The organism is Stenotrophomonas sp. SMYL86 (assembly GCF_036320025.1).
In the GTDB taxonomy this organism is placed as follows: domain Bacteria; phylum Pseudomonadota; class Gammaproteobacteria; order Xanthomonadales; family Xanthomonadaceae; genus Stenotrophomonas; species Stenotrophomonas maltophilia_A.
Genome location: NZ_JAWIRU010000006.1, coordinates 115709 through 133506, shown reverse-complemented (window position 1 = coordinate 133506; position 17798 = coordinate 115709). Strand labels below are relative to the sequence as shown.

Genomic DNA, 17798 nt, shown 5'->3' with positions numbered 1-17798 from the left:
GAATGCCGTTCTGGCAAATCCTGGGCGCTTCAGTCCTTTGCCTCACTGCGGCATCCCCGGCAAACGCGCGGGAGCGTCACGTCTGGGCAGCATCCGAGCTGGAGAAGATGCTTATCGCATTGGTCCTGGAGCAACCGCGCCACGGTAGTTGGCGTGGCGTCGAACGCTCGGATGTCGAGCGAAGATTCGGTGTACATCTGTCATCTCTGGATGTCAACTCGAGAACGATTCAGTCGAGGCTGCTGACACGTGAAGGGTGGTCCGCCGCAATCAAGGTGGAGTACAGGCGGGAAGGTCGCGCGGTGAAATTCGACGCATTGGCGTCCCGCCGATTCAACGATCTTGAACGGCCATGCACGTTCAAGGCTGACGCAATGACGTCTTCAATGCTGGCTGCGGGATTCCATGGAGGAAGGAACGCCGCGCCGCTCAGCCCGGATACCCGAACCTACTCTCGGGGTTCCGTCTCTGTCCATATCACGACGTTCGACGCGGCCATCAATGCCGCGCTGCCTGAACAGTGTGTAGATACCCTGACCATAGCCCCGCCGGAGCATGACAATGTCTGAACTTAGCATCAGGTTGAACACCTTGCTGGACCAGTTCGCATCGCGAAATGCGGATACGCGTACCGCAGCGCAGAGGCTACGTCAGGCAATTTCCTCGTCACCAAGCTTGGTCAAGCGCTTCGAATCGGCTATTGCCGAGGGCAAGTTGAAAACGATTGAGTTGCTGCCTAGATCGGCGACCGAAAGAGCTCATATGTCGGACGAGGGAGTGCTCGCGATAGGCCGGGATGCCGTCGTGGGCAACGCGACCACTGAGTTCATGGACCAGCTCCGCGATACCTTGGGGCACGAGATCGCGCATGCGCACTATAAAGGCTACGACTTTGCCTTGAATGTGCTGAGTGAAGAAGTAGAGAAGCTGGCGTTTGAGAGAACAGAGACTCGCAATTACACCGCGGTCCTCCAGAATTTCCTTGCTGCCGCACGAAGGAATGAGGCTGTCGCAGCTATCGGAGGCTGGAACGCCAACATTTCCAAGATGATCGCAGACAGTGGAGGCCGTCCTCTAGACCGAGCCGCAGTTCTGGAGAGGATGGCCCAAGTTAATCCGCGATGCGTCATCGAGGTCAATGGCGTCTATCAGATGGCTGCCGGAATCGTGCTGAATGCCGATCTCACTGCAAATGTTTCAGATCAATCCGTTGAAGCATTCGCAAAGTGCTACTTTGATGGCAGCAAGGGAAGCCTGGGGCCTCAAGGAAAGTCTTCCTACACCGATTACTACTTGTCCTACGGCGTCAGCCTGATTGTGCGCATGGAGCGCTACAACAACCAGTACGGGGATCCCGACAGGGCACTGGTACAGATCAATCTTGCCGCTCTGGGAACGACAGAGGCAGCGCTGGAGGTCGCAGGTCTGACATTCCAGGGCAAAGGAGATATCTTCTTCTATACCGACCTTGGTGGTGGCCCGAACAACGGCTTCCAGCGCAGCGGAACCACGACGGGGCCGCGATTTGATCCGGACCAATGGAATGCCTTCTTCGATCGTACGCGCCTGCAGCAGATTGCCCAGGCGGGTGCGCTTGGTGGGGTGATTGGTGGCGCAATCTCTTCTGCCCTGAAGTTGAATGACCCGGCATGGCAGGTCATTTCCTCGGCAACGCTGTCGACCATCGGAGAGAACTTCGCCGAGGCGATCTCGGCCAGGGGCCTCGGGGTTCGGCTGTCCAGTGGGGACTTCAGCAGCATTCTTGCCGATCTTCCTGAGGAGTTTCAGGCCAATCTCAGGAGCGCAGGGGCTGGAGCTGTCTCTTCCTACCTGACCGCAGAGCTGTTCAGGACACTGGGTATCGAAGGGACGCTCGGTGAAATTGCACAGACCGCTGCTGGTGCAGCACTGAGTCAAGTTATCCAGAATGCGAACCTGATCGCCGATGGTGCCAAGATCAGCGTGTTCGAAGGTCTGGGTGAAACGCAGATATTCAACGCAGTCGGTGGCTACGTTGGCGCACGGCTGGGCGCTAGTTTGGTCAAGTTCGATACGGTCGGAGGGCAAATCGGTGCACAGGTTGGTTCGGCGATCGGCGCCTATGTCGGTGCGTCCGTTGCGACCACCTGGGCTGCAGCAGGTAGCAAGGTCGGAGGTGCCGCGTATGGCGCAATCGGAGCGGCAATCGGTGCGCTGGTGGGCTACATCCTGGGCGGGCTCGTTGGCTCGTTCTTCTCAAGTGGCAAGCCGCGTTCGTGGGCGTCGGTCAGCTGGGAAGAGGCATCGGACGGCTTCGTGGTCACCGGCATTCGTTCCCGATCGGGTGGCTCCAAGGCTGGGGCGAGGGTTCTTGCCAATGCCGTAGCGGACAACCTCAACGCGGTGCTGAAGATGTCGGGAAGCCGTGTGGCTTCGGGGGCCAGCATCGATGGCGGTACCTACGGTACCTACGGAAAGGACTATCGATACTGGTCTGCAACGCCCGTCGGGTTTGCGACGGCTGAGGAGCTTATCGGTCACGGCTCTGCGCTGGCTCTGGCGGGGATGGCGGACAAGATGGTTGGCGGAAACATCTATATCAAGCGGGCCATCGTCCAACATCTGGGCATGTTGCCTTCGCCTCGCGGTTTCAATGTGACGTCAATGATTGGCGACTTGGCCATGGCTGCTGATTATGGTCAGTATGTAATGGATCCTTTCCAGGTCAATTCGCTCATCGCCGGTGCGCCAGACAGCGGGTTGGCAGCTCAATGGGCGATCACGCTTGCGCGTGCGATCGAATTGGGCCTCAACAAGCGCGCATCGACCGATTGGACAGGGGGATTTGCAGCGTGGATGGACCAGCTTCCTGACGGTGAGCTGGACGGGCGTGGCTTGAACGCCGCGAACGTCAGTGCGCGATACAATGCCATTGATGGCAGAAAGTTCGTCCTGACTGGCGGAAGCGACGAAGAGCTCTTCTCGATCAGCGACACCATCGTCACCGCGGATAAGGATCGCATTCTCGGTGGCATCGGCAACGACAGCATCATCGTCAATGGTGCCACGCTGTCCAGCACCATCGGCCTGCTGATCAATGGCAAGGCCGCCCCGGCCACCCATCGCATTGGCATCGCTGCGGTCATTGATGCCGGTGCTGGCGACGATCTGGTCCGCGGCGGAGACCTCGGCAACGATCTGCTCGGCGGCAGCGGCAACGACACCCTGGTGGGGGGCCTGCTCGATGACTGGCTGCTTGGCGGTGACGGCAACGACGTGCTGTTCGCCGGCAATGTCACCAATGTGAACTTCGCCATCGGTGATGCCAGCGCACAGGCGCTGGCGATCGCCGCGCGTGGTGGCAACGGCAACTACCTCGACGGCGGTGCCGGCGACGATCGCCTGTATGGCGGCACCGGTTCGGACTGGCTGGAAGGCGGCGCCGGCAACGATCTGCTGGTGGGTGGCGAGGGCGGCGACATCATCGCCGGTGGCGCCGGCGATGATCGGGGTGCCAATGGCGAAGCACGCCTGTTCGGTGGGGGCGGCGCGGACCAGTACCTGTTCCGGCTCGGTGACGGCCGCGACGTGATCTACGACGAAGAGGGCGCAGGCGCCATCCGTGGCAGCGGCGACAGCTTGAATGATCGCCTCGCCAAGATCGCCAATGGACAGCTGGCGCGCAACTGGGCCGGTGGCGGCGAGTACGAGGTCAACGGTTCGGTGAAGGGCGGTGAGGACGCGATCGTGTTCGGCACCGGCCTGTCGCTGCAGAACATCCAGATGCGCCGCTCCTCGGCCAGCGGTGCCGGCAACGACCTGATCATCGCCCTGGTCAGCTATGACGCCGCCGGCAACGCGACCCTCACCGGCGATGAGCTGACCATCAAGGACTGGTTCGAATCCTCGCATCGCGTGGAGTGGCTGCGGTTTGCCGATGGCGAGGACATCCGCATCGGCGACATGACCTCGTACATCATCGGCACCGGTGGCTCGGATGTGATCCTGGGCACCTACGGTGCGGACTTCCTCTATGGCGGCGCCGGCAATGACGAGATCCGGGGCCTGGCCGGCAATGACTTCGGCAATGGTGGCTCGGGCGACGATTTCGTTGCTGGCGATGGCGACCAGGACTGGGTGATGGGCGGCTCCGGCAACGACCAGGTGCTGGGCGGCGCGGGCAATGACACGGTGTTTGGCGATGATGGCAATGATCGTGTGTATGGCGGTACGGGTTCGGACCTGGTGGTCGGCGGCCGTGGCAACGACGAAGTGGTGGGCGGTGAAGGCGATGACGTCTTCCGCTACCAGCGCGGCGATGGCGACGACATCGTCATGGACGACTATGTCGACAACTGGGATCTGGTCTGGGAAAGGGGCGCCTATGTCAACGGCTATGTGCGCAATGCCGATGGCACTGTCAGCAAGGATGGCGTGGTCTACTTCGATGGCTCCACCTGGATCAGCCACAACGACTGGAATGATGAGGCGCAGGTGCTGCGCCGGCACAAGGGCGCGCTCAATGGCCTGATTGCGCGCAACGCGGGTGTTGATTCGCTGGAGTTTGGCGTTGGCATCGACATCCAGGATGTGATGTTGCAGCGCGATGGCAATGACCTGCGCCTGGTGATCGGCCGCGATGGTGAGAAGGAGCGCCTCTCGGCGTCCAGTGACCGCATCACGATCAAGGACTGGTACGCGCTGGGTGGATCGATCGAGAACATGGTGTTTGCCGCGACCGGCCGCCATGCGCTCACCGACATGACCCTGCTGGGGGGTGGCGATGGCAATGACACCATTGCCGGTACGGCCGGCAAGGACTGGTTGACCGGCAACGGTGGCGATGACGTCATCGACGGCGGCGCGGGCAATGACCTGCTGATGGGCAACGAAGGCGACGATACGCTGCGTGGCGGTGCGGGTGACGACATCCTGTACGGCGGCCAGGGCGATGATCTGCTGCACGGCGGTGCCGGCGCGGACACCCTGTTCGGCGGCGGTGGCGTGGACATCGCCTCTTACGCGGGAAGTGCGGCGGTGCGCGTTTACCTGGAAGGCACGTTCGCCAATACCGGCGACGCCAAGGGAGATGTCTACAGCAGCATCGAGGGTATTGAAGGCAGTGCCGGTGCCGATCGCCTCGGCGGCAGCATCGGCGCGGACGTGCTGCGCGGTGGTGGTGGCGCGGATGCGCTGTACGGCGGTGAGGGCGACGATGCCTATGAGTACAACGTCGGCGACGGTAGTGATGTCATCTATGAAGGCGCCTTCTATCTGGATGAGGTGATGTCCAGCTCAGGGACGTTTGGATCAGCCTACACGGCGTCCTGGGAGTATCTGGGCCTTGGCGAGACAACGGCGGGCAACAAGCATCAGTATCGGTTGACGGTCAAGGAGATCGCATCCGGCACCGTTGTCTACCAGAGCGTGGACAAGGTGGACTTCCTGTTTGACGCCCCAGTGGCGAACGCGCCAGCCTCCACCACGTGGCCATCGGCGCAGGGGCAGTTCCGTTCGTCGACCTGGCGAAACGGGCCAAATGGGCAACAGATCGTGCGCGAAGTGTTCCAGGCCACCGACGGGGGCCAGGATACGCTGGTACTGGGAGCAGGGCTCAGCCTCTCAAATCTTCGGTTGGCGCTGAGCGGGACGACACTCCAGGTGGATGTCTTCGCCGCACAGAACGGTACGATCAAGCTCGCCAATCATACGAATGCCCAGCGTCGCGTCGAGTTCATGCAGTTGAAGGACGGACTGGTGCTGGATCTGCGCCAGTTCCGCCAGCTTTCCCAAGGCGGTAGCGCGAGTGACGATGTATTGTTCGGGTCCGATGGCGCGGACACGCTTACGGGTCTTGCAGGTCACGACGTGCTGGCGGGTGGAGATGGCAATGACACGCTGCGGGGCGGCGACGGCGACGACACGCTGGAGGGCGGCGCCGGTGCCGACATCCTCGACGGCGGCAGCGATCGCATCAGCCTCGGCCAGGCCGCGGTGGCGGGTGAAGCCTATGGCGATACCGTCCGATACGTGACCTCCACTGCGTCGCTGGTGCTGGACCTGGCTGCGGGTACTCTGTCGGGCGGGCACGCCGATGGCGATACCCTGGTTGCAGTCAACGGCGTCAGCACGCTGGAGAACGTAGTTGGCAGCGACGGCTTCGCCGATACGATCAGTGGTGATTCACGCGCGAATCTCTTGATCGGGCTGGGTGGCAACGACTGGCTGGATGGGCGGGGGGGCGACGACGTGCTCATCGGTGGTGATGGCAATGACACCCTGATGGGCGGCGACGGCAACGACGCGTTGTCCGGTGATGCCGGCGATGACCGGCTTGAAGGTGGCGGGGGCAACGATGTGCTGGCCGGCGGCGCCGGTGCCGACGAGCTTTACGGCGGGCTGGGCGACGACCAGATCAGCGGCGATGTGGGCAACGACAAGGCTTGGGGCGGCGAAGGCAATGACACCCTGGGGGGCCAGGACGGAGACGATCAGCTCTATGGCGAGGCCGGCAACGATACCCTGGTGGGCGGCGCAGGCGACGACCTGCTGGATGGCGGCACCGGCAACGACACCCTGGCCGGTGAGGCCGGCAACGACCTGCTGCGGGGCGGGGATGGCAATGACACCTACCTGTTCGATCGGGAGGGTGGCAACGACCGCATCGAAGACGCACTGGGCGTCAATCGCATCGTGCTGCAGAACGTGGCCAACCACGAGGTCTGGCTGCAGAAGGTGGGCAACGATCTGCTGGTCAGCGTGATTGGAGGCAGCACTCGGATCACCATCGCGGGCTACTACACCGGCGCCAGCCGGATCACCGAGATCGCGACCGGTGCAGGCTCGCTGTTCCTCGCCCACACCGAGCCGCTGCTTGCGGCAATGGCGGCAGAGTCGGCGTCCGTGCCGGCTGGGATGTCCTCCAGCTTGCAGGGCATGCTCGGCAGCTACTGGCAGAACTCGAGCAAGCCGGCACCGCTGGTCGAAACGCAGTACCTGGCCACCGACGAGGACGTGCCGCTCAGTGGCAGCGTCAATGCCGTCGACCATGACGGGAACATCACCGGGTACACGGTGATCACCGCCCCCGGCATGGGGACCGTCACGCTTAATGCGGCCACCGGCGCCTGGGTCTACACGCCGGCGGCGGACCGCCACGGCAATGACCATTTCGTGGTCCGGGTCACCGATGCCGACGGCAATACCGCCGACCAGATCGTCGATCTGGAGGTGCGCTCGGTCAACGACGCGCCCAGCGACATCCTCGCACCCGGTCCGCTGGCCGTGGACGAGAACGCCGCCAACAACCTGTCGCTGGGCCGCTTCGGCCATGTCGATCGCGACGGCGCGGAAGATACGGCCAGCTTCACCCTGATCAATGATGGCGGCGGCCGCTTCAAGCTCACCGCCGATGGCACGCTCAGCGTTCGTGATGGCACCAAGCTGGACTATGAGACCGCCACCGCGCACACCATCCGGGTGCGCGTGACCGACGGCGCCGGCGCGTGGTTCGAGAAGGACTTCAAGATCGACGTCCGCAACGTCAACGAGGCGCCGTTCACGCCGACCCGGCCACCGAACACTGCGGCCGTACTGGCCGGCGAGAAGACCGGGGCCGGTACGGTGGTGGGCACCTTCGTGATCGGGGACCCCGACAAGACCACGCCGACCCTGCAGCTGGTGACCAACCCGGGTGGCCTGCTGGAAGTGGTGGGCAACCAGGTGCGTGTGCGTGCGGGCGTTGCGATCGACTTCGAGACGCTGGCCGCCGCGCAGGGCGCGACCCTGGTCGATCTGGATGGCGATGGCATCAAGGAGGTGCTGCTGACCGCCAGCGTGAGGGCGTACGACGGCAGCCTGGCATCGGCCTCGACGCTCAGCTTCACCTATGCCATTGAAGATGAGAACGAAGCGCCGACGGCGGTGGTGTTCGCGGCCACCACCACCAGCTTCAGCGAAACCGATCGCGTTCCCACCGGAACCGCGCTGCCGGCGATCCTGCTCGGCACGCTGTCGGCCACCGATCCAGACACCACCGCCGGCAGTGATTTCGCCACGATGGTGTTCAGCGTGTCCGACAGCCGCTTCGAGATCATCAACGGCAACCAGCTGCGCCTTAAGGCCGGTGCGATCGTTGACTATGAAGCGGGAGGCAACGTCACCGTGACGGTCACCGCGACCGATCGCGGCGGCGCCGGATTGAGCGTCAGCAAGCAGTTGGTCTTCACCGTGGTCAACCGGGATGACTACCTGTACGGCACTGCCGCTGGCGAAACGCTGGTCGGCCAGGCCAACCGGGACGTGATCCAGGGGCTCGGCGGCAACGACATCATCAACGGCGGCGGTGGCAACGACGACCTGTACGGCGGCGATGGCGATGACAATCTGCGCGGTGAGGCTGGCGACGACAAACTGTGGGGCGAGCTGGGTCGCGACACGCTGTACGGTGGCGCAGGCGTCGACGAACTGCGTGGTGGTGATGGCGATGACAACCTGTATGGCGAAGACGGTGATGACCGCCTGTACGGCGACGCCGGCAATGACATCCTCGATGGCGGTGCCGGCAATGACCTGCTGGAAGGGGGCATCGGAAATGACACGCTGCGCGGCGGCGTCGGCAACGACATCCTGCGCGGTGGCGATGGCGACGATATCCTCGATGGCGGCGTCGGTGCCGACACCCTGTCCGGAGGCGCCGGTGTCGATACGCTGACCTACGCCTCGGCGACTGCGGGCATCGTGCTGAACCTGGCTACCGGAACACATGGCGGGGCGGCCGCCGGCGATGTGCTGGAAGATGCGTTCGAGCGCGTGATCGGCAGCGGGTTCGACGACGTCATCACTGGTGGCGCGGGGGATGATTACATCGAGGGTGGCGCGGGCAACGACAAGCTCTACGGCGGCGCTGGCAATGACACGCTGTATGGCGGTGATGGTGACGACCTGCTCGATGCGCAGGCAGGCAATGACACCCTGTATGGCGGCGCCGGTAACGACATCCTGATTGGTGGCGATGATAGCGACGTCTACTTGATCGACCGCAACTCCGGTGCCGACGAAATCCGCAACTACGACTCCAGTGGCGACGATATCGACGTCATCGGCTATCGCGACATCAGTCGCAATGATCTGTGGTTCAGTCGAACCGGCGATGACCTGGTGATCTCGGTGATCGGCACCAGCGTGGTGACCACGATCAAGGGCTGGTACACGACCACCAATGCCAATGATCGCGCCAACTACAAGATTGATTTCTTCCTGGCCGGCGAGCACGCCAGCAGCACGATCAATGCGGAGGCACTGGTCGCACTGATGGCCGGTCGCACCAGGCCGGCCACGGTCGCGGCCTATCAGGCACTGCATGCCGACGGCACGTTCGAGAACCAGTGGCGGCACTACTGGGATGGCAACGGCTTGCCGTCGATCAGCATCGTGCCGGATCAGTCGATCAACGAGGATGGCCAGGTCGCCCTGCAGTTCACCGTCGGTGATGACCTGACCCCGGCATCCGGGGTCACAGTACGTGCCGTGGCGGTGGATGCCACTGACCTCACGACGGTGGTGGCCTGGATGAATACTCCGACGATCACTGCGGGGGCCAACGGCGAGCGTACGGTGACGCTGGTGCCGAAGGGCAACGCCAGCGGACGCGTTGCGATCAAGCTGATCGCAACCGATGCCGGTGGGCTGGTGACCGAGCGCGTGTTCTTCATGAATGTGGCGCCGGTAGTGGACGCGCCGGTGATTACCCGTGCCGTGCAGGTCGGCAAGACACTTGATAGTGGCACGCTGACGCTGGATGTGCAGGCGGCGCTGTCCGATGCCGATGGTTCGGAGACCCTGGAGATCCGCATCTCGAACCTGCCGACCGGGCTGACCCTGAACAAGGGCACGAACCTGGGCAACGGCGTGTGGTCGCTGACGCCGGCGCAGCTGGCCGGTCTGGCGCTGGTCGGTCCGGCCACGTGGTCGGCCGACCTGACCGGCACTGCGGCGCTGACGGTGACTGCCATCGCCAAGGAGACCGCGACGGGCAAGACCAGCAGCAAGACGCAGACGCTGTCGGTCACCATCAATGCGCGTCCGACCGACATCACTGTCGACCGCGCGTTGAGTACGGTCGAGTCAACCGCGGATGCACCGGTGGCCAATGGCACGGTGCTCGGCAATTTCGCCCGCGTCGATGCGGACAACGATGGCTTCACCTTCAGCCTGACCAACAACGCGGGCGGCCGCTTTGCGATTTCCGCAGCCGGTGTGCTGACCGTGGCCAATGCCAGCCTGCTCGACTACGAGGCCAACACCTCGCACCAGATCGTGGTGCGGGTGACCGACTCGGGCGGGTTGACCCGCGACAAGACCTTCACCGTCGCGGTGACCAACGTCGATGAAGCCCCGGCAACACCGACCGTCTCCAGCCAGCCGGTGGCGATTGCTGCGGAGAACGCGGCCTTGGGCGGCGTGGTGATCGCCAGCCTTTCCTCCAGCGGAGGCAATGGCAGCTACAGCTATGTGCTGGAAGGGGACTCTCGCGGCTGGTTTACCCTGGTCGGCAACCAGCTGAAGTTCCGCGATGGCCTGGTGCTGGATTTCGAGGCGCTGAAAGCCGCAGGCCTGACCCTGAGTGATGCCGATGGTGATGGTCGCCAGGAGGTGGTGTACTCGGTATCGGTGAAGGCCGTGTCGGGTGGGCTGACCTCGGCGGGGGCGCGCACCATCACCGTGCGCCTGGAAGACGTCAACGACGCGCCGCATGGCATCACCGTCGATCGCACGCTGAGCATCGCGGAGAATACCGCCAACGGTTCCGAGGTCGGCAAGTTCAGCGGCCAGGACCAGGACGTTACCGACGGCCTGACCTTCACACTGGTGAACAATGCGGGAGGACGCTTTGCCATCACCGCTGCCGGGGTGTTGAGCGTGGCCAATGGCGGGCTGCTGGACTACGAGGCCGCCACCTCGCATTCGATCACGGTGCGGGTCACCGACACTCATGGTGCCAGTCGCGATCAGGTGTTCCAGGTCGGCGTGTCCAACGTCAACGAAGCACCGCGCACGCCTGACGTCGTCCAGCATGTGGCGCTCACCTCGGAGAATACCGGCGTGGCCGGGCAGGTGGTGGCTACGTTGTCCTCATCTGATCCGGATGGCACCGCGCCCTCTTATCAGATCATCAACGATCCCTTCGCCTGGTTCGTCATTTCCGGAAACCAGCTCAAGTACAACGTCAGCAGTTTCGATTTCGAAGCGGTTGCACCGTACCTGCAGCTGATCGACGGCGACGGCGACGGCCAGCTGGAGGCTTACTACAACGTCACGGTCCGTGCCACGGATGGTGCGCTGGTGTCGGGCAATCGCGAGATCACGGTACGCATCGAAGACGTCAACGAGGCACCGACGACCTGGGGCCAGAGTCTGACGCTGGCCGAATCGGCGCCGGGCGCGGGCCAGACCGTGTTCCAGTTCACCAACTGGTCCGACCCCGACAGCCAGTGGTACAACCGCGACCACCGGTTTGCCATCACAGGTGGTGCCAGCAACCTGTTCGGCATCAACGCCACCACGGGTCAGATCGCGCTGCACGGGCAGCTGGACTATGAAACCGCGCAGAGCCACCAGATACAGGTGACGGTCACCGATCGTGGTGGCTTGTCCAGCAGCACCTGGGTGACGATCAATGTGCAGAACGTCAATGAGCGGCCGACGGTCGTCCAGACGCTGGATAGCAACTACGTGTACGTGCTCTGGGGAAGTGACCAGGAGGACATCTTCAGCCGTCTGGTGATCACCAGTGCGGTGGAGCTGGTGAGTACTACCGGCCAGTACTGGGACACCTACACCAACGAGACATCGTTCTTTGACTATGGGACCACGTCGAGGGCCATTTCCGGTGATGGCTTCCTGAACGGCTATTACTACAACGGCACGCTTGCCACGCGGATCGTGAATCGTGGAAACCGGCGCCAGGTGAATGACGGAAACTGGGGCGATCCGCGCGGAAGCGGCGCGGGCTACTACCAGGAGACCTACTACGACACCTACTATGAAATCGTCATCCAGAGCGTGGACAGCGCTGGTCTCTGGAGTGATCCGCTGAAGTTTGTCGTCAACGAGTTCGGTGCACGCCTCGGTCCGGTCGTGCTTGACCTGGATGGCGACGGCGTGGAGACCGTGGGCTGGGCGCAGAGCGCCACGCGCTTTGACATGGACGGTGATGGCGTGCGTGATCTGACCGGTTGGGTCGGGCCGCACGACGGTCTACTGGTGCTCGACCGCAACCGCAACGGCACGATTGATTCCGGCGCCGAAATCTCGTTCACGATGGATCTGGAGGGGGCCCATTCCGACCTCGAAGGTCTGGCTGCCTATGACAGCAATGGTGATCGGCGTCTGGATGCCAATGACGCCCGCTTCGGAGAGTTCCAGGTCTGGCGTGACGCCAACCGCGATGGCATCAGCCAGGCGGGTGAGCTGTTGACGTTGCAGCAGGCCGGCGTGGCGTCGATCAACCTCGATGCGCGCCGTACCGGGCAGATGCCGGGTACATCGGTGGACAACACTACCTATGCCAACGGTCAGTACACCCGTATCGATGGCACCCAGGCGGCCCTGTCGGACATGTTCTTCGCTTTCGGCCAGCGCGATGAGGAGGGCAACGGTGACGGCCTGAACCTGAATGCTGGCGCCGGCAAGGGCGGACGCGACCTGGGCAGCGGTGATGCCGCCTCCGGCCGGGTCAACCGTCGAGGCGGCGATCCACGCTTCGCGCCTGCAGCTGACCTGCCGCAGGCCCCGGTGGCGCAAGCAGTGACGGAACCGGGGGATCGTTTCGGTGGCGTTGAGCCCACAGCCGCCGAGCGGATGCAGCAATCGACTCGTTCGGAACATCGTGCTCCCATCGACGAAAGCATTCCCTCCGGCCAGGCATCACAGCGCTCAGCCTTGCATGACAATCTGGCGCTGGCACAGAAGAAGCGGTTCCAGATGATCGAAGCGATGTCCACGTTCGACGCCCAGCCCTATGCCCAGGGCATCAGCACAGCCGCGCGCGATCCGGCCACCATGGAACTGTTGACCGCCATTCCCGACTACAGGATTTCCCGTTCATGATCACGTCCACGACCGCCACCGCCACCACCACCACCGACGGGGCGCCGCGTACCGTTGCCGAGGCCCTCGGCCAGATCGTCTGGCTGCTTTCACAGTCGCCGCTGCACCGTGAGATGCAGTTGAAGGACCTCGAATGGTCATTCATGCCGCCGCTGCTGAAGGAGCAGTTCCGGGTGTTCCGTTTCGGCACCCTGCCGCCGTTGCCGGGCATGCAGGAGGCCGGTGCGGCCTTCGCCGGGGTGACCCAGCAGGCGCTGGAACAGTTGCCGCTTGGAGTTGCAATCTGGGCCAATTTGTCAGAGGAGGCCGAGCGCAAGCTGGAAGCCGGCGAGCGGCTGGAACTGGACGACTGGAACAGCGGCGATCGCCTGTGGCTGATCGAGTTCATCACCCCCTTCGCCCAGCCCGGCAACGGCCTGGCCGAGGCCATGCTGGGCGATCTGCTGACCGGGCCGTTCGCGGGGCGCAGTCTGTCCATGCACCGGACCGATCCGGCCACCGGCCGGCGTGACAAGGTGACCCTGGGCGGCGTGCCGTCGCAGGCGGCCTGATCCGGGAGAGGTGAACGTCCGCCCCGGTCGCCACGCTGGCGGTCGGGGGAGTAGAGGCAAGCCCGGTGGGCCGGGGCTCGATGATAGAATGCCGGGTTTCTGGCAGTGCCCACCCATGGGCGGCCGGGTATCGGCAACTCCGGCTGTGTGCTATGACAGGCACCAGCCCCCGGACAATGGAATCACTTACCTATGGCGCGCGGCATCAACAAAGTCATCCTGGTCGGCAACCTCGGCAACGACCCGGACGTGAAGTACACCCAGAGCGGCATGGCGATCACCCGCATCAGCCTGGCCACCACCAGCGTCCGCAAGGACAAGGATGGCAACCAGCAGGAACGTACCGAATGGCACCGCGTGGTGTTCTTCGGCAAGCTCGGCGAGATCGCCGGCGAGTACCTGCGCAAGGGCAGCTCGGTCTACGTCGAAGGCAGCCTGCGCTACGACAAGTACACCGGCCAGGACGGCGTGGAGAAGTACTCCACCGACATCGTTGCCGATGAAATGCAGATGCTGGGCGGCCGTGGTGAAGGCGGCGGTGGCGGCGGCGGTGGCAACTACGGCGGCGATCGTCCGCAGCGCCAGCAGGCGCCGCGCCAGGAGTACGGCGGCGGTGGCGGTGGTCAGCGTGGTGGCCAGGGTGGCGGCTATGGCAACCAGGGCGGCAATCAGGGCGGCGGTTACGGCAACCAGGGTGGCAACCAGCGCCCGCAGCCGCAGCAGGCGCCGCCGATGGACGACTTCGCTGACGACGATATTCCGTTCTGATCGAACGCTCGTTCGCAGCAGAAAAGAAAGCCCCGCTCATGCGGGGCTTTTCTTTATCCGGAATCCCTTCGGAGTTGTGCCCCGCAGCATCGGTTTTCGTGCACCGCGACTTGCAAACAGACAATTTCCTCCCCTATGGTGCAATCGATTGCATTGCTGTGAATCGTTGCGTTTGATACCGGTTGGGAGGCCGGCAGGTGGATGTCCATCCATTCGATCAGACCGGCCTCGGCGACGGGCCTCACGCGGCGCGATGCGTTGCGCATGGCCGTTGCTGGAGGCGTAGCTCTGGGGACTGCGGGAGCGTTGCCTGCATTCGCCGCCACCGCAGCGCTCAAGGGCAACCTGAAGCACTCCGTGGCCCGCTGGACCTTCCCGCAGCTGTCGGTCGCCCAGCTCTGCACGACGGTAAAGGACATCGGTTTTGCCGCCATCGATCTGGTCGGCCCGGAAGACTGGCCGACGCTGAAGGCCAATGGCGTGTACAGCTCGATGTGCAACGGCGCGGAGCTGGGCCTGACCAAGGGCTTTGCCGGCCGCCAGTTCCATGACCAGCTGGTGGAGCGCTACACGCGGCACATCGATCTGGTCGCCGATGCCGGCTATCGCAACCTGATCTGCTTCTCCGGTAATCGCAACGGCATGGACCCCGCCGAAGGCATGGCCAATGCCGAAGCCGGCCTCAAGCGCATCCTCGGGCACGCCGAGAGGCGCGGGGTGGTGCTGGTGATGGAACTGCTGAATTCCAAGGTCGATCATCGTGACTACCTGTGCGACCACTCCGCATGGGGTGTGGAGCTGTGCCAGCGGCTCGGCTCGGACAACTTCGGCCTGCTCTACGACATCTACCACATGCAGATCATGGAGGGCGACATCATCGCCACCATCGGCAAGCATCACGCCTGCTTCAAGCATTACCACACCGCAGGCGTGCCCGGCCGGAACGAGATTGGAGACCAGCAGGAGCTCCACTATCCGGCCATCTGCCGCGCGATCCGCGACACCGGTTTCAAGGGGTATCTGGCGCAGGAGTTCACGCCTGCAGCGCCCGATCCCGTTGGCTCATTGCGCGAGGCGATCCGCCTCTGCGACGTCTGAAACGATATCCACCCAGGTGAGAAACCCATGGCAGATAATCACTACGACGCCATTGTTGTTGGCTCGGGAATCAGTGGCGGTTGGGCAGCGAAGGAGCTGACCGAGAAGGGCCTGAAGGTCCTGATGCTGGAACGCGGACGCAACATCGAGCACGTCAAGGACTACGTCAACGCGATGAAGGAGGCGTGGGACTTCCCGCACCGAAACCGGCCAACGCAGGCGATGAAGGCCGACTTCCCGGTGCTGATGCGCGACTATGGCCTGGCCGAGAACCTGGAAGGGATGTGGGCCAACGAACAGGACTCGCCCTACGTCGAGACCAAGCGCTTCGACTGGTTCCGCGGCTATCACGTCGGCGGCCGCTCATTGTTGTGGGGCCGGCAGAGCTATCGCTTCTCCGACCTGGACTTCGAGGCGAATCTCAAGGACGGCATCGCAGCCGATTGGCCCATCCGCTACGCCGATATCGCGCCGTGGTACGACTACGTGGAGAAATTCGCAGGTATCGCTGGTACGCGCGAAGGGCTGGACGTGTTGCCGGATGGTGAGTTCCTGCCGCCGATCCCGTTGAATATCGTCGAGAAGGACGTAGCTGCGCGGATCAAGAAGGCCTTTGGCGGAACGCGCCATATGATCCACTCGCGCACCGCCAACATCACCAAGCCGATGCCCGAGCAGGGGCGCGTCAACTGCCAGTACCGCAACAAGTGCATCCTGGGTTGCCCCTTCGGCGCTTATTTTTCCACCCAGGCAGCGACACTGCCGGCGGCAATGAAGACCGGCAACCTGACCTTGCGGCCGTTCTCGATCGTCAAGGAAGTGCTCTACGACAAGGACCGCAAGCGTGCGCGCGGGGTGGAGATCATCGACGCGGAGACTGGGCAGGCCTACCAGTACACGGCCAAGGTCATCTTCCTCAACGCGTCGTCGTTCAACTCGACGTGGCTGCTGATGAACTCGGCTACCGACGTCTGGGACGGCGGGCTGGGCTCATCGTCGGGCGAGCTCGGGCACAACGTGATGGACCATCATTTCGGTGCGGGTGCCTCCGGCCGCGTCGAGGGGTACGAAGACAAGTACTACTTCGGGCGTCGCCCCTGCGGCTTCTACATTCCGCGTTTCCGCAACGTCGCGGCCGACAAGCGCGGTTACCTGCGCGGGTTCGGCTACCAGGGCGGCGCCAGCCGCACGGGGTGGTCGCGCGAGATCGCCGAGCTCAACATCGGTGCCGATCTGAAGGAGGCGCTGACCGTGCCCGGTGACTGGCGCATCGGCATGACCGGGTTCGGTGAAATGCTGCCGCACCACGACAACACGATCCGCCTGGACCGCGACCGCAAGGACAAGTGGGGGCTGCCAGTGCTGGCGATGGACGTTGCCATGCGTGCCAACGAACTGGCGATGCGAAAGGACATGGCCGCCGATGCCGCCGAGATGCTGGAGGCGGCCGGCGTCAAGGACGTGAAGATGCACGACAACGATTACGCCCCGGGCAAGGGCATCCACGAAATGGGGACCGCGCGCATGGGACGTGATCGGAAGAGCTCGGTGCTGAACCAGCACAACCAGGTCTGGGATGCACCCAACGTCTATGTGACCGACGGTGCCTGCATGACCTCCAGCGCCTGCGTGAATCCTTCGCTGACCTACATGGCGCTGACTGCGCGCGCGGCCGACCACGCGGTACGCGAACTGAAAGCGGGGAACCTGTGATGGATCGCCGCGAGCTGTTGAAGATGATCGTCGCCGCCACCGGTGCGGCCATGGTTGGGTTGCCTGCCCTTGTGCAGGGTCAGGCACCGGCGGGCGCCACCAAGATTCATTTCTCCGATACCGACGTCGCTACGCTGGACGAGATCGCCGAGACCATCCTGCCTCGGACCCGGACACCAGGGGCGAAGGATGCCGGCGCCGGTCTGTTCATGGCGACCTTCGTCACTGACTGCTACACCGCCCGGCAGCAGGTGACGTTCCGCGCAGGGCTGATCGATATCGACAAACGTGCCGGTGGCCGCTTCGTGTCGCTCACACCGGAAGCCCGCACCGAATTGCTGCGCACGCTCGATGCAGAAGCCAAGGCACGTCATGCCGATGTGACCGAAACCGGTACGCCTGAAGAGGGCGAGGCGATGCCGCATTACTTCACGATGCTCAAGCAGCTGGCCATCTTCGGCTTCTTCACCTCCAAGGTCGGCGCCACCGGGGTGCTGCAGTACGTCGCCGTGCCGGGGCGCTACGACGGCGATCTTGCCTATGTTCCCGGCACGCCCGCCTGGGGGACCAGCTGATGGA

The 17798-nt window shown here is 63.6% G+C and carries 8 protein-coding genes; 7 read left to right on the top strand and 1 reads right to left on the bottom strand.

Features of this window, described 5'->3' with window-relative positions; all coding sequences use genetic code 11:
- Positions 1-2 precede the first annotated feature (2 nt).
- Positions 3-569, top strand: a complete 567-nt coding sequence (locus V3B64_RS09040; RefSeq protein WP_125893701.1) for a hypothetical protein — start codon at positions 3-5, stop codon at positions 567-569.
- 628 nt (positions 570-1197) lie between these two features.
- Here V3B64_RS09040 and V3B64_RS09035 read toward each other — a convergent pair.
- The gene (locus V3B64_RS09035) at positions 1198-2067 is read right to left on the bottom strand and encodes a hypothetical protein (protein WP_183080195.1); all 870 of its coding nucleotides are present in this window, start codon (positions 2065-2067) and stop codon (positions 1198-1200) included.
- A 768-nt stretch (positions 2068-2835) separates the two neighbouring features.
- Between V3B64_RS09035 and V3B64_RS09030 the strand changes: the two genes are divergently transcribed.
- The 6 genes from V3B64_RS09030 to V3B64_RS09005 all read left to right on the top strand — a co-directional run bounded on the left by V3B64_RS09030 (position 2836) and on the right by V3B64_RS09005 (position 17794).
- Entirely contained in the window at positions 2836-13089 is a 10254-nt protein-coding gene (locus V3B64_RS09030; RefSeq protein WP_329913981.1) for a cadherin domain-containing protein, read from the top strand.
- Positions 13086-13640, top strand: a complete 555-nt coding sequence (locus V3B64_RS09025) for a toxin-activating lysine-acyltransferase (protein WP_132809494.1) — start codon at positions 13086-13088, stop codon at positions 13638-13640. Before V3B64_RS09030 ends, V3B64_RS09025 begins: the two co-directional genes overlap by 4 nt.
- Before the next feature lie 192 nt (positions 13641-13832).
- Positions 13833-14408: a single-stranded DNA-binding protein gene (locus tag V3B64_RS09020; RefSeq protein ID WP_010483495.1), complete on the top strand. Its 576-nt coding sequence runs from the start codon at positions 13833-13835 to the stop codon at positions 14406-14408.
- Positions 14409-14609: 201 nt separating this feature from the next.
- Entirely contained in the window at positions 14610-15506 is an 897-nt protein-coding gene (locus tag V3B64_RS09015) for a TIM barrel protein (protein WP_329913980.1), read from the top strand.
- A gap of 27 nt (positions 15507-15533) precedes the next feature.
- A complete protein-coding gene (locus tag V3B64_RS09010; protein ID WP_329913979.1) occupies positions 15534-17219 on the top strand; it encodes a GMC family oxidoreductase in 1686 nt (561 codons plus the stop codon).
- Positions 17219-17794 carry a gluconate 2-dehydrogenase subunit 3 family protein gene (locus V3B64_RS09005; RefSeq protein WP_329913978.1) on the top strand — a complete coding sequence of 192 codons (576 nt, stop codon included), beginning with the start codon at positions 17219-17221 and terminating at the stop codon, positions 17792-17794. The genes V3B64_RS09010 and V3B64_RS09005 overlap by 1 nt, the downstream gene beginning before the upstream one ends.
- Positions 17795-17798: the final 4 nt, after the last annotated feature.